This is a genomic window from Streptomyces thermospinosisporus (assembly GCF_039526425.1).
GTDB lineage: Bacteria > Actinomycetota > Actinomycetes > Streptomycetales > Streptomycetaceae > Streptomyces > Streptomyces thermocarboxydovorans.
Genome location: NZ_BAAAIZ010000039.1, coordinates 18,787 through 32,428 on the forward strand (window position 1 = coordinate 18,787; position 13,642 = coordinate 32,428).

General features: G+C 68.0%; 11 protein-coding genes. All 11 read left to right on the forward strand.

The annotated features are described in order from the left end of the window. Nucleotides 1-330: 330 nt before the first annotated feature. The gene (locus ABD207_RS14515; RefSeq protein WP_344013118.1) at nucleotides 331-1,962 is read left to right on the forward strand and encodes a peptide ABC transporter substrate-binding protein; all 1,632 of its coding nucleotides are present in this window, start codon (nucleotides 331-333) and stop codon (nucleotides 1,960-1,962) included. A 136-nt stretch (nucleotides 1,963-2,098) separates the two neighbouring features. Continuing rightward, the gene (locus tag ABD207_RS14520) at nucleotides 2,099-3,028 is read left to right on the forward strand and encodes an ABC transporter permease (protein WP_344013120.1); all 930 of its coding nucleotides are present in this window, start codon (nucleotides 2,099-2,101) and stop codon (nucleotides 3,026-3,028) included. Further along, nucleotides 3,021-3,986 carry an ABC transporter permease gene (locus tag ABD207_RS14525; RefSeq protein WP_344013122.1) on the forward strand — a complete coding sequence of 322 codons (966 nt, stop codon included), beginning with the start codon at nucleotides 3,021-3,023 and terminating at the stop codon, nucleotides 3,984-3,986. The genes ABD207_RS14520 and ABD207_RS14525 overlap by 8 nt, the downstream gene beginning before the upstream one ends. 12 nt (nucleotides 3,987-3,998) lie before the next feature. Beyond that, entirely contained in the window at nucleotides 3,999-5,054 is a 1,056-nt protein-coding gene (locus ABD207_RS14530; protein WP_344013124.1) for an ABC transporter ATP-binding protein, read from the forward strand. Beyond that, complete coding sequence (locus ABD207_RS14535) at nucleotides 5,047-6,195, forward strand: ABC transporter ATP-binding protein (protein ID WP_344013125.1); 1,149 nt, start codon at nucleotides 5,047-5,049, stop codon at nucleotides 6,193-6,195. Before ABD207_RS14530 ends, ABD207_RS14535 begins: the two co-directional genes overlap by 8 nt. 230 nt (nucleotides 6,196-6,425) lie before the next feature. Beyond that, entirely contained in the window at nucleotides 6,426-8,054 is a 1,629-nt protein-coding gene (locus ABD207_RS14540; RefSeq protein WP_344013126.1) for a peptide ABC transporter substrate-binding protein, read from the forward strand. A 6-nt stretch (nucleotides 8,055-8,060) separates the two neighbouring features. Beyond that, a complete protein-coding gene (locus tag ABD207_RS14545; protein WP_344013127.1) occupies nucleotides 8,061-8,984 on the forward strand; it encodes an ABC transporter permease in 924 nt (307 codons plus the stop codon). Continuing rightward, nucleotides 8,977-9,957 (forward strand): ABC transporter permease, encoded by a 981-nt coding sequence (locus ABD207_RS14550; protein ID WP_344013128.1) that lies wholly within the window; start codon nucleotides 8,977-8,979, stop codon nucleotides 9,955-9,957. The genes ABD207_RS14545 and ABD207_RS14550 overlap by 8 nt, the downstream gene beginning before the upstream one ends. A gap of 6 nt (nucleotides 9,958-9,963) precedes the next feature. Then, nucleotides 9,964-10,938, forward strand: a complete 975-nt coding sequence (locus ABD207_RS14555) for an ABC transporter ATP-binding protein (RefSeq protein ID WP_344013130.1) — start codon at nucleotides 9,964-9,966, stop codon at nucleotides 10,936-10,938. Beyond that, entirely contained in the window at nucleotides 10,931-11,971 is a 1,041-nt protein-coding gene (locus tag ABD207_RS14560) for an ABC transporter ATP-binding protein (RefSeq protein ID WP_344013132.1), read from the forward strand. Before ABD207_RS14555 ends, ABD207_RS14560 begins: the two co-directional genes overlap by 8 nt. A gap of 354 nt (nucleotides 11,972-12,325) precedes the next feature. Continuing rightward, nucleotides 12,326-13,621, forward strand: coding sequence for a hemopexin repeat-containing protein (locus ABD207_RS14565; RefSeq protein WP_344013134.1), 1,296 nt, complete (start codon nucleotides 12,326-12,328; stop codon nucleotides 13,619-13,621). Nucleotides 13,622-13,642: the final 21 nt, after the last annotated feature.

A 13,642-nucleotide genomic window follows, 5' to 3' on the forward strand; every position in this document is an offset into this window, starting at 1 on the left:
TCACCTGGGTGTCCGGTATTCGGACACCCAACCCCGGTAGATGTGTAACAAGTCCGTTTCGCAGGGATCTTTCACCAAACCCTTTGTCCGGATTTTGGAAGATGTAGGCCCGAGCTGTGATCGAACCGAGACCTCGAGGGTGTGGTTCGGTCCTGGCGCATGGCAGATAGTTAGGCGCGTAGAGCTCGGACGAACGGGTCACGCGCTGTCGGCGCCGACTCACGAGCGCGGGGGCACCTGACGATCTCCGACACCGGCGACGGGCGGTGGGCGGCGACACGTCGTGTGCTCTTCTTTGCGGTGAACCAATGGACTCATGAGGAGGAACCCATGCGCGGTGCCAAGAGCGCCAAGTGGGTCGCGATAGCCGCGGTTGTGGCGCTGGGCGCGACCGCCTGTGGTGGGGGAAGCGGCGACAGCGGCAGCGACAACGGCAAGGGCGAGGTCGACCCGAAGGGCATTTTCTCGGTCGACGTCGGCGAGCCCCAGAACCCGCTCCAGCCCGCGAACGCCAAGGAGTCGAACGGCTCCAAGGTCATCCGCGCGATCTTCTCCCAGCTTGTCGACTTCGACGACAAGGGCAAGATCGTTTACGAGAACGCCGAGTCCATCAAGACCGAGGACAACAAGGTCTGGACGGTCACCCTCAAGGACGGCTGGAAGTTCCACAACGGCGAGCCGGTCACGGCCAAGTCCTACGTGGACGCCTGGAACTGGGCCGCCAACATCAAGAACAACCAGACGAACAGCTACTGGTTCTCCGACATCAAGGGCTTCGAGGACGTTCACCCGGAGAAGGGTGAGCCGAAGAGCGACAAGATGTCCGGTCTGAAGGTCGTCGACGACAAGACCTTCACCATCGAGCTGTCCTCGCCGATCCCGTACTTCGAGTACAAGCTCGGCTACGACGTCTGGTCCCCGCTGCCCAGCGGATTCTTCAAGGACCCCGAGGCCTACGGCGAGAAGCCGGTCGGCAACGGCCCCTACGAGTTCGTCAAGTGGGAGCACAAGAAGCAGATCGAGGTCAAGGCCTACGCCGACTACAAGGGCGCGGACAAGCCCAAGAACGGCGGTGTGATCTTCAAGAACTACACCACCGTCGAGGCCGGCTACCAGGACCTGCTCTCCAACAACCTGGACATCATCCGCCAGATCGGCCCGAAGGACCTGCCCAAGCGCAAGGCCGACCTCGGTGACCGCGCGGTGGACGAGGACTACAACGCCGTCCAGTCGATCGTCCCGGCCTTCTACACCAAGCAGTGGAAGGACATCGACCCCAAGGTCCTGCAGGGCCTGTCGATGGCGATCGACCGCGAGACGATCACCAAGACCGTCCTCAACGGCACCCGTGAGCCCGCCACCAGCTTCGTGGCCAAGGGCGTCGCCGGCTACCAGCCGGGCGTCGCGGGCGACATCCTCACCTACAACCCGGACAAGGCCAAGCAGCTCATCAAGGAGGGCGGCGGCGTTCCGGGCAACAAGATCTTCATCCAGTTCAACGCGGATGGCGGTCACAAGGAGTGGGTCGAGGCGGTCTGCAACAGCATCCGCAAGGCCACCGGTGTCGAGTGCGCCGGCGACTCCAAGCCGGACTTCCAGACCGACCTGGACACGCGTGACGCCCACAAGGTCAAGTCCATGTACCGCGGCGGCTGGGTGCAGGACTACCCGCTGAACGTCAACTTCATGCGGGACCTGTACGGCTCCAAGGCGGACGGCAACACCTCCGGCTTCGCCGACAAGGAGATCGACGCCCTCTTCAAGAAGGGCGACAACGCCAAGGACCTGGAAGGCGCCATCAAGGCCTACCAGGAGGCGGAGAAGGCCATGTTCGAGAAGATGCCGGCCATCCCGCTCTGGTACTACAAGGCCAACTACGGCTACTCCACGAACGTCAAGAACGTGAAGTTCGACAACAACGGTGACCCGGTCCTGCAGGACGTCGAGGTCCTCAAGAAGTAATCGAACAGTTCGCACGCGGGTGACGGCCCCTTCCGGGCCGTCACCGGTGCCGGCGGGGGGCCGACGGGCATGAGTCTCCGGAACACGGAGCGGACAGCCCGTCGGCCTCTCCCGCTGTGACCGACATGGAGGAACCATGGGGCGCTACGTCGCGCGGCGACTGCTCCAGATGATCCCGGTGTTCATCGGGACGACACTGCTGATCTTTCTCATGATGTACGCGCTGCCCGGCGACCCCGTGCGTGCGCTGTACGGAGAACAGTCGGTGGACCCGTCGCAGATCGCGGCGATCAAGGCGGAGTACGGGCTCGACAAGCCGCTCTGGCAGCAGTACGTCAACTACCTCGCCGGCCTGCCGCAGGGTGACTTCGGCACCCAGATCGCCAGCCGGCGCCCGGTCGCCGAGGTCATCGCCGAGGCCTTCCCCGTCACCGTCCGCCTGACGATCATCGCCTTCGTCTTCACCGTCCTCGTGGGCGTGTCGCTGGGCATCCTCTCCGGCATGCGCGCGGGCAAGAAGACCGACACCGGTGTGCTCGTGCTGACGCTGGCGCTCATCTCGGTGCCGTCGTTCGTGCTCGGCTTCCTGTTCCAGTGGCTGTTCGCCATGCAGCTCGGCTGGACCACGCCGACCGTCCAGGACTCGATGAACTTCAGTCAGCTGTTCCTGCCGGCCATCGTCCTCGCCTCGTTGTCCCTGGCGTACGTCGCGCGTCTGACGCGTACGTCCATCGCGGAGAACCTGCGCGCGGACTACATGCGCACGGCGGTCGCCAAGGGTCTGCCGCGCCGGCGCATCATCTCCATGCACCTGATGCGCAACTCGATGATCCCCGTGGTCACCTTCCTCGGCATCGACATCGGCAACCTGATGACCGGCGCCATCGTCACCGAGGGCATCTTCAACGTGCAGGGCATCGGAAACCTGGTCTACCAGGCCCTCAGCCGCCGCGAGGGAGCGACGGTGGTGGGCATCGTCACGGTGATGGTGCTCATCTACCTCTTCGTCAACCTGATCGTCGACCTGCTGTACGCGGTCCTGGACCCGAGGATTCGCTATGCCTGAGCTGGCCTCGAAAACGGACACCGCCGTGGCGGCCCAGGCCGCGACCACCGCGGACAACGTCCTCGCCACGGACGCCGGTCCCGCCCCCGGCAAGCCCCGCAGCCTCTGGTCGGACGCCTGGTACGACCTGCGGCACAACTGGATGTTCCTGCTCTCGGCGGGTCTGATCCTGCTGCTGCTGGTCATCGCCGCCGTGCCGGACCTGTTCATCTCGGGCAACGTCAGCCCGCGGGACGGCGACCTGACCAAGCACTACCTGCAGAAGCCCGAACTCGGCCATGTCTTCTCCGCCGAGTGGCTCGGCTACGACCACCAGGGCCGCTCCATCTACGCCCGGCTGCTGCACGGCACCCGCGCCTCGATCCTCGTCGGCGTCGTGGTCACCGTGGCCGTGACCCTGCTCGGCGGTCTGGTCGGCCTGGTCTCGGGCTACTTCGGCGGCTGGATCGACTCGGTGATGTCCCGCATCACCGACGTCTTCTTCGGCATCCCGTTCCTGCTCGGCGCCATGGTGGTCCTGAACACCTTCGCCGAGCGTTCGGTGCCCGTGGTCTCGCTGTCCCTGGCGGTCCTCGGCTGGACCTCCATCGCACGCGTCATGCGCGGCTCGGTGATCACGGTCAAGCAGGCCGACTACGTCACCGCCGCCAAGGCGCTCGGCGCCGGAACCGGCCGGATCCTGTTCAAGCACATCCTTCCGAACGCCGTCGCCCCGGTGATCGTCGTCGCCACCATCGCGCTCGGCGGCTACATCACGGCCGAGGCGACCCTGTCCTTCCTGGGCATCGGTCTGACCGACTCGATCTCCTGGGGCCAGGACATCTCGGCGGGCAAGGACTACCTGCGCACCGCGCAGTACGTCCTGTTCTTCCCGGCCGCGATGCTGAGCCTCACGGTGCTGGCGTTCCTCATGTTCGGCGATGCGGTACGCAACGCCCTTGACCCCAAGTCGCGCTGAGGGAGGCGTTACGTGAGCATCATCGACAAGACCGACGCCGTCCTCGAGCCGAGCGCCGAGGACTTCGACGGCCCCCTGCTCGAAGTCCGGGACCTGCACGTGGAGTTCCACACGCGGGACGGTGCCGCCAAGGCCGTCAACGGGGTCAACTACACCGTGGACGCGGGCGAGACCCTCGCCGTCCTCGGCGAGTCCGGCTCCGGCAAGTCCGTGACCGCGCAGGCGATCATGGGCATCCTCGACATGCCTCCGGGGCGCATCTCCAAGGGCGAGATCATCTTCCGCGGGCAGGACCTGCTGAAGCTGTCCGAGGAGGAGCGCCGGAAGATCCGCGGCCGGAAGATCGCGATGATCTTCCAGGACGCGCTGTCCTCCCTCAACCCCGTGCTCTCGGTGGGCTACCAGCTCGGCGAGATGTTCCGGGTGCATCAGGGCCTGTCCAAGAAGGACGCCAAGGCCAAGGCGATCGAGATGATGGACCGGGTGAAGATCCCGGCCGCCGCGGCGCGGGTCAACGACTACCCGCACCAGTTCTCCGGCGGTATGCGCCAGCGCATCATGATCGCCATGGCGCTGGCCCTCGAGCCGGACCTGATCATCGCCGACGAGCCCACCACCGCCCTGGACGTGACCGTCCAGGCCCAGGTGATGGACCTGCTGGCGGAGCTGCAGCGCGAGTACCGGATGGGCCTGATCCTGATCACCCACGACCTGGGTGTGGTCGCGGACGTCGCCGACAAGATCGCGGTGATGTACGCCGGCCGGATCGTGGAGCGCGCCCCGGTGCACGACCTGTACAAGAGCCCGGCCCACCCCTACACCAAGGGTCTGCTGGACTCGATCCCGCGCCTGGACCAGAAGGGCCAGGAGCTGTACGCGATCAAGGGACTGCCGCCGAACCTGACGCGGATCCCGAGCGGTTGCGCGTTCAACCCGCGCTGCCCCAAGGCGCAGGACATCTGCCGTACGGATGTCCCGCCGCTGCACCCGGTGACCGCGGCGGACGGGACCGAACTGGTCGGCCGTGCCTCGGCGTGCCACTTCTGGAAGGAGACGATCAATGGCTGAGCTCAGCAAGAAGGACGAGCCGGTCGACGCCACGCCCAACGTCTCCGAGGTGGCCGAGGTCGACGCCCACTCCGAGGAGGAGGCCGTCGCCGCCATCGAGGCGCCGGTCGAGCGCGGTGAGCCGATCCTGCAGGTCCGCAACCTGGTGAAGCACTTCCCGCTCACCCAGGGCATCCTGTTCAAGAAGCAGGTCGGCGCGGTGAAGGCGGTCGACGGGGTCTCCTTCGACCTCTACCAGGGCGAGACCCTGGGCATCGTGGGCGAGTCCGGCTGCGGCAAGTCCACGGTGGCCAAGCTGCTGATGAACCTGGAGCAGGCCACCGCCGGCGAGATCTTCTACAAGGGCCAGGACATCACCCGGCTGTCGGGCCGGGCGCTGAAGGCGGTGCGCCGCAACATCCAGATGGTGTTCCAGGACCCGTACACCTCGCTGAACCCGCGGATGACGGTCGGTGACATCATCGGGGAGCCGTTCGACATCCACCCCGAGGTGGCTCCGAAGGGCGACCGCCGCAAGCGTGTCCAGGAGCTGCTGGACGTGGTCGGTCTCAACCCGGAGTACATCAACCGCTATCCGCACCAGTTCTCCGGCGGTCAGCGCCAGCGCATCGGCATCGCCCGCGGCCTGGCGCTCAACCCGGAGATCATCATCTGCGACGAGCCGGTCTCCGCGCTGGACGTCTCCGTCCAGGCGCAGGTCATCAACCTGATGGAGCGTCTGCAGGACGAGTTCAACCTGTCCTACATCTTCATCGCGCACGACCTGTCGATCGTCCGTCACATCTCCGACCGCGTCGGGGTGATGTACCTGGGCAAGGTCGCCGAGATCGGCACCGATGTGCAGATCTACGACCACCCGACCCACCCCTACACCCAGGCCCTGCTCTCGGCCGTCCCGGTCCCGGACCCCGAGTCCCGGGAGGGCCGCGAGCGGATCATCCTCACCGGTGACGTGCCGTCCCCGGCCAACCCGCCGTCCGGCTGCCGCTTCCGCACCCGCTGCTGGAAGGCCCAGGACAAGTGCGCCACCGAGGTGCCGCTGCTTGCGGTCCCCGAGCGGTTCAAGGGCTCCGACTCCCCGGCGGCCCACGAGTCGGCCTGCCACTTCGCCGAGGAGAAGGACGTGGTCCACGCGGCGTAACCCCCATACGCCCCGTCCCCCCAACCGGAACCCGGCGCCCCGTCAGGTGGCGCCGGGTTCCGCCGTTTCCGGGGCCCCGTCCACCGTCCCGAGGCTCCTCCGATACGTACATACGGCTGGAGTCCGCCCCCGATTTCGCCCGGGACAGGCGTCGTACGCAGGCAATGTGCGCCATTTGTCGGATATTGGGCCTTCAGGGATCGACAGGTGCACGGACGAGGAGGCACTCCATGCGTGGAGGCACGCACGCCAGGTGGGTCGTCGGTGCGGTCGCCGTGGCTCTCGCGGCGACCGCCTGCGGAAGCGAGAGCAGCGGCGGGAGTGCGGACGCGGGAGCGGTGCTCAGTGCCTCCTGGGGCGACCCGCAGAACCCGCTGGAGCCGGCCAACACCAACGAGGTGCAGGGCGGCAAGGTCCTCGACATGATCTTCCGGGGCCTCAAGCGCTACGACCCGGAGACCGGGGCCGCCGAGGACATGCTCGCGGAGAGCATCGAGACCTCGGACTCGCAGAACTTCACCATCAAGATCAAGGACGGCTGGACCTTCAGCAACGGCGAGAAGGTCACCGCCCGCTCCTTCGTGGACGCCTGGAACTACGGCGCCGGCCTGAAGAACAACCAGCGCAACGCCTACTTCTTCGGCTATATCGAGGGATACGACAAGGTCCACCCGGAGAGCGGCGAGCAGACCGCCGACAAGCTGTCCGGGCTGAAGGTCGTCGACGACCTGACCTTCACCGTCAAGCTCACCCAGAAGTTCTCGACCTTCCCCGACACCCTCGGCTACAACGCCTACGCCCCCCTGCCCCGCGCCTTCTTCGAGGACCACGACGCCTGGATCGCCAAGCCCATCGGCAACGGCCCCTACCTGGTCGACTCCTACACCAAGGGCTCCCAGATCTCCCTGCGCCGGTGGGAGGAGTACCCCGGCGACGACAAGGCCCGGAACGGCGGCGTCGACCTCAAGGTCTACACCGACAACAACACCGCCTACACCGACCTGCTGGCAGGCAACCTCGACCTCGTCGACGACGTCCCCGCCTCCCAGCTGAAGAACGTCAAGAACGACCTCGGCGACCGCTACCTCAACACCCCCGCCGGCATCCTCCAGACCCTCGCCTTCCCCTACTACGACAAGGCCTGGGACAAGCCCGGCATGGAGAAGGTGCGCACCGGGCTGTCGCGGGCGATCAACCGCAAGCAGATCACCGAGACCATCTTCCACAAGACCCGCACCCCCGCCACCGACTGGACCTCCCCGGTCCTCGGCAAGGACGGCGGCTTCCAGGACGGGCTGTGCGGCGACGCCTGCACGTACGACCCCGAGGAGGCCAAGAAGCTCGTCAAGGAGGGCGGCGGCCTGCCCGGCGGCCGGGTCACCATCACCTTCAACGCGGACACCGGCTCCCACAAGGACTGGGTCGAGGCGGTCTGCAACTCCATCAACAACGCCCTCGACAACGAGCGCGCCTGCACCGCCAGCCCCATCGGCACCTTCGCCGACTTCCGCAGCCGGATCACCCAGCGCAAGATGAGCGGCCCGTTCCGCGCCGGCTGGCAGATGGACTACCCGCTCATCCAGAACTTCCTGCAGCCGCTCTACTACACCAACGCCTCCTCCAACGACGGCAAGTGGTCCAACGAGAAGTTCGACGACCTCGTCGACCGCGCCAACCGGGAGTCCGACCCCGCCAAGGCCATCGAGCTGTTCCAGCAGGCCGAGGAAGTCGTCCGCGACACCATGGCGGCCATCCCGCTGTGGTACCAGAACGGCAGCGCCGGCTGGTCCGAGCGGCTCTCCGGCGTCAAGCTCAACCCGTTCAGCGTCCCCGTCTACAACGAGATCAAGGTCAGCTGAGCCGTCATGGGGCGTTACGTCGTCCGGCGTCTGCTCCAGATGATCCCGGTGTTCACCGGGGCCACACTGCTGATCTTCCTCATGGTCCATGTGATGGGCGACCCCGTCGCCGGGCTGTGCGGAGAGCGCCGCTGCGACCCGGCGACCGCCGCCCGGCTCCGCCACGAGTTCGGCCTCGACCAGCCGGTCTGGCAGCAGTACCTGACCTACATGGGGAACATCTTCACCGGCGACTTCGGCACGGCGTTCAACGGCCAGGAGGTCACCGAGCTGATGTCGACGGCGTTCCCCGTCACCATCCGGCTCACCCTGGTCGCCATCTGCTTCGAGATCGTCATCGGCATCACCCTCGGCGTGCTCACCGGGCTGCGCCGCGGCCGCCCGGTCGACACCTCGGTACTGCTGGTGACCCTCGTCGTCATCTCGGTGCCCACCTTCGTCACCGGCCTGCTGCTGCAGCTGCTGCTCGGCGTGAAAGGGGGCTGGATCCGCCCCTCCGTCTCCTCCGCCGCCCCCTTCGACGAGCTGATCGTGCCCGGCCTGGTGCTGGCGTCGGTCTCCCTCGCCTATGTCACCCGGCTGACCCGCACCTCCATCGCCGAGAACCGGCGCTCCGACTACGTGCGCACCGCCGTCGCCAAGGGGCTGCCCCGCCGGCGGGTCGTCGTCCGGCACCTGCTGCGCAACTCCCTCATCCCCGTGGTCACCTTCATCGGCGCCGACATCGGCTTCCTCATGGGCGGGGCCATCGTCACCGAGCGGATCTTCAACATCCACGGCGTCGGCTACCAGCTCTACCAAGGCATCCTGCGGCAGAACACGCAGACCGTGGTCGGCTTCGTCACCGTCCTCGTCCTGGTCTTCCTGCTCTGCAATCTCGTCGTCGACCTGCTGTACGCCGTACTCGACCCGAGGATCCGCTATGCCTGACCAGCACTACGAGCCCGAACGCGCCCTCGCGGGCGCCGGGACGGGCGGCACCATGGACCTGGGCGTGGACGAGGCCGAGGTCCTCCAGGAGCCGCCCGCCGGGCCCGACGGCACCGGCCCGCAGGGCAGGCCCCGCTCCCTGTGGTCCGACGCCTGGCGCGACCTGCGCCGCAACCCCGTCTTCATCGTCTCCGCCCTGGTCATCTGCTTCCTGATCGTCATCTCCCTGTGGCCCTCGCTGATCGCCTCCGGCAGCCCGCTCAAGTGCGACCTGTCCAAGGCCCAGGAGGGCTCCCAGCCCGGCCACCCGTTCGGCTTCAACGGGCAGGGCTGCGACGTCTACACCCGCACCGTCTACGGCGCCCGCACCTCCGTCGCCGTCGGCGTCCTCGCCACCCTCGGCGTCGCCGTGCTCGGCAGCGTCCTCGGGGCGCTGGCCGGCTTCTTCGGCGGCGTCTGGGACTCCTTCCTCTCCCGCGTCACCGACGTCTTCTTCGCCATCCCCGTCGTCCTCGGCGGCCTGGTGCTGCTGTCCGTCATCACCAGCAACACCGTCTGGCCCGTCATCGGCTTCATCGTGCTGCTCGGCTGGCCCCAGATCTCCCGCATCGCCCGCGGCGCCGTCATCACCGCCAAGCAGAACGACTACGTCCAGGCCGCCCGCGCCCTCGGCGCCTCCAGCACCCGGCTGCTGCTGCGGCACATCGCGCCCAACGCGGTCGCCCCGGTCATCGTGGTCGCCACCATCGCGCTCGGCACCTACATCGCGCTCGAGGCCACGCTGTCCTACCTCGGCGTCGGGCTGAAGCCGCCCAGCGTCTCCTGGGGCATCGACATCTCCGCCGCCTCGCCCTACGTCCGCAACGCCCCCCACGCGCTGCTGTGGCCCTCCGGCGCCCTCGCGGTCACGGTGCTGGCCTTCATCATGCTCGGCGACGCGGTGCGCGACGCCCTCGACCCGAAGCTGAGGTGAGCCGGCGTGCTGCTCGAAGTGCGCGACCTGCACGTGGAGTTCCACACCCGCGACGGCGTCGCCAAGGCCGTCAACGGCGTCAGCTACCAGGTGGACGCCGGGGAGACCCTCGCGATCCTCGGCGAGTCCGGCTGCGGCAAGTCCGTCACCGCACAGGCGGTCATGGGCATCCTCGACATGCCGCCCGGCCGGATCACCGGCGGCGAGGTGCTCTTCCAGGGCCGGGACCTGCTGAAGCTGAAGGAGGAGGAGCGCCGCAGGGTCCGGGGCGCCGGGATGGCGATGATCTTCCAGGACGCGCTGTCCTCCCTGAACCCGGTGATCCCCGTGGGCGACCAGCTCGGCGAGATGTTCGTGGTCCACCGGGGCATGTCCTGGAAGGAGGCGCGGGCCAGGGCGGTCGAGCTGATGGACCGGGTCCGCATCCCCGCCGCCCGGGAGCGGGTCAGGCAGTACCCGCACCAGTTCTCCGGCGGCATGCGCCAGCGCATCATGATCGCGATGGCGATCGCCCTCGAACCCGCCCTGATCATCGCCGACGAGCCGACCACCGCCCTCGACGTCACCGTCCAGGCCCAGGTCATGGACCTGCTCGCGGAGCTGCAGCGCGAGTACCGCATGGGCCTCGTCCTGATCACCCACGACCTCGGTGTGGTCGCCGACGTCGCCGACCGCATCGCCGTCATGTACGCGGGCCGCATCGTCGAGTCCGCCCCCGTGTACGACATCTACAAGGCGCCGGCCCACCCCTACACCCGGGGCCTGCTGGACTCCATCCCGCGTCTGGACCAGAAGGGCCAGGAGCTCTACGCCATCAGGGGCCTGCCGCCGAACCTCACGCGCATCCCGCCCGGCTGCGCCTTCCACCCCCGCTGCCCGCTGGCCCGCGGCCTGTGCCGGGCCGACGAGCCTCCGCTGTTCGAGGTGTCCGCCACCCGCGGCAGCGCCTGCCACTTCTGGAGGGAGTGCCTGGATGGCTGAGCCGGTCCTGGAGGTCAGCGGCCTGGTCAAGCACTACCCGCTGACCCGGGGCATCGTCTTCAAGAAGCGCGTCGGCGAGGTGCGGGCCGTCGACGGCGTGGACTTCACGCTGGCCCGCGGCGAGACCCTGGGCATCGTCGGCGAGTCCGGCTGCGGCAAGTCGACGGTCGCGAAGATGCTGGTGAACCTGGAGCGGCCGACGGCCGGTTCCATCCGCTACCGGGGCGAGGACATCACCCGGCTGTCCGGGCGTGCGCTGAAGGCGGTGCGCCGCAACATCCAGATGGTGTTCCAGGACCCGTACACCTCGCTGAACCCGCGGATGACGGTGGGCGACATCATCGGGGAGCCGTTCGACATCCACCCCGAGGTGGCTCCGAAGGGCGACCGCCGCAAGCGGGTCCAGGAGCTGCTGGACGTGGTCGGTCTCAACCCGGAGTACATCAACCGCTATCCGCACCAGTTCTCCGGCGGTCAGCGCCAGCGCATCGGCATCGCCCGCGGCCTGGCGCTCAACCCGGAGATCATCATCTGCGACGAGCCGGTCTCCGCCCTGGACGTCTCCGTCCAGGCGCAGGTCATCAACCTGATGGAGCGTCTGCAGGACGAGTTCGACCTGTCCTACATCTTCATCGCGCACGATCTGTCGATCGTCCGTCACATCTCCGACCGCGTCGGGGTGATGTACCTCGGCCGCATCGTCGAGACGGGCACCGACACCGAGATCTACGAGCATCCGACCCACCCCTACACTCAGGCCCTGCTCTCCGCCGTGCCGGTCCCCGACCCGGAGGCCCGGGAGCGCCGGGAGCGGATCATCCTCACCGGTGACGTGCCGTCCCCGGCGAACATCCCCTCCGGCTGCCGCTTCCGCACCCGGTGCTTCAAGGCGCGGGAGCGGTGCGCGGTGGAGGTCCCGGCGCTGGCGGTGCCCGCCGGGTACCGCGCCCTGGGCGGCCCGGCGGCGCATGCGTCGGCCTGCCACTTCGCGGGGGAGAAGCTGGTGGTGCCGCCGGAGGAACGGCTCGCCTAGGAGCTCCCCGCCACCTCCCACATCCGTACATATGGCCGCCAACTGTGTTAACACGCACGCAACTTGGCGGACTCGGTTCCGATATACGGACAGGCGACGCTGGACAGCGTACGGCCGTGCGGGTGCCGTAAGCGGGCCGGGACCCTGTGGGGATCCCGGCCCGTGGCCGTGCGCACGCCCTCTGAACAGGCGGTCCGCCCGGGACCGCCGTATGTTTGAAGTGAGCGCCCAGCACGTCCCGGGCAGCCGGTGGGGCAGTGGCGAACGCGGCAGGGCCCGGGCATCCCGCAGCAAGTGAACCGCGTGCTGCCGAGCCCGCTCACCGGGCCCCGGCACGCGAGAGGGCGAGCAGTGATGACCAAGGCCTTCTTCCTGCACGGTGCGATGTATGCCAGGTACGACCTGGAGCGCGATCGCGGGGACGACGGATATCCCAAACCCGTCACGGCGGGCTGGTCGGGGATCGACGGAACCGGCTTCGAGTCGGGCATCGATGCGGCCGTCTCGCTCGGCAACGGAAAGCTCTACTTCTTCAGAGGCAGTTCCTATCTGCGCATCGACGAAGGGCGGCTCGCCGTCGACGGCGAACCGGCCGGCATCGGCGACGCGTGGGGAGGCTTCTCGGCGGCCGGATTCGGCGACTCGCTGGACTCGGCGGTGAACTGGGGCAACGGGAAGGTGTACTTCTTCCGCGGGGACTCCTACCTCCGTTACGACATCGCCGGTGACCGGGTCGACGACGGCTACCCCCAGCCGGTCGCCGGCAACTGGCCCGGCTTCGCCGAGGCGGGATTCACGGACGGGATCGAGGGAGGCTTCGTCACGGGCAGCGGCAAGGCGTACTTCTTCCGCCGGGGCCACTACGTCCGTTACGACATCGCCGGTGACCGGGTCGACGACGGCTACCCCCTGCCCGTCGCCGGCAACTGGCCCGGCTTGGCCGAGGCCGGGTTCGCGGACTCGGTGGACGCGGTCTGGACGCCGGCCGGTGCCGCCAGACCCATCACACCCGTCGGCGGACGGCTGACCCCGGGCGACCACGTCTGGTACTTCGACGGGCAGGTCTCGATGTCCCAGGAGATACCGCGGGCCGCCTGGTTCCCGGGCTCCACGGGCCCGACCGACTACCAGGGGCACGGCAAGGAGATCTTCCAGTTCGTGGTGCACGCCGACGGCACCATCTTCCGCGGCCAGCCGCACATGCGCGGCTTCCCCGGCAGCTATGCCTGGCTGAACAACAATCCCGGCAACATCACGGGCCTCCCCGGCGGGCCGGACTACGGGCAGTACCAGGGCAAGTTCAACTGGCACAACTTCCTGATCTTCCCGACCCGGGAGGCCGGGTTCCGGGCGATCGCCACGTTCCTGCGCACGGCGAGCTGCCCCAAGCGCGGCCCGTACCGGGACCTGAGCATCCTCGACGCCTTCGAGTGCTACGCGCCCGCGTCGGACGGCAACAACCCGGTGAAGTACGCCCAGGCCGTGGCGGAGGCCGCCGGGGTGCCGACGAGCACCCCGGTCGGCAGCCTGGACGACGCTCAGATGCGCCTGATGCAGGACAAGATCGCCGAGGTGGAGGGCGCCATTCCAGGCGACGTCCTCACCGCCGACTCCCCCGAGCTGCCGCAGGAGATCCGAAACCTGCTCTGACTGAGACTGAGCCGGGGCCGC

Coding starts and splice junctions, on each gene's coding strand:
- ABD207_RS14515 (WP_344013118.1), top strand. CDS start 331: ATGCGCGGTGCCAAGAGCGCCAAGTGGGTCGCGATAGCCGCGGTTGTG.
- ABD207_RS14520 (WP_344013120.1), top strand. CDS start 2,099: ATGGGGCGCTACGTCGCGCGGCGACTGCTCCAGATGATCCCGGTGTTC.
- ABD207_RS14525 (WP_344013122.1), top strand. CDS start 3,021: ATGCCTGAGCTGGCCTCGAAAACGGACACCGCCGTGGCGGCCCAGGCC.
- ABD207_RS14535 (WP_344013125.1), top strand. CDS start 5,047: ATGGCTGAGCTCAGCAAGAAGGACGAGCCGGTCGACGCCACGCCCAAC.
- ABD207_RS14540 (WP_344013126.1), top strand. CDS start 6,426: ATGCGTGGAGGCACGCACGCCAGGTGGGTCGTCGGTGCGGTCGCCGTG.
- ABD207_RS14545 (WP_344013127.1), top strand. CDS start 8,061: ATGGGGCGTTACGTCGTCCGGCGTCTGCTCCAGATGATCCCGGTGTTC.
- ABD207_RS14550 (WP_344013128.1), top strand. CDS start 8,977: ATGCCTGACCAGCACTACGAGCCCGAACGCGCCCTCGCGGGCGCCGGG.
- ABD207_RS14560 (WP_344013132.1), top strand. CDS start 10,931: ATGGCTGAGCCGGTCCTGGAGGTCAGCGGCCTGGTCAAGCACTACCCG.
- ABD207_RS14565 (WP_344013134.1), top strand. CDS start 12,326: ATGACCAAGGCCTTCTTCCTGCACGGTGCGATGTATGCCAGGTACGAC.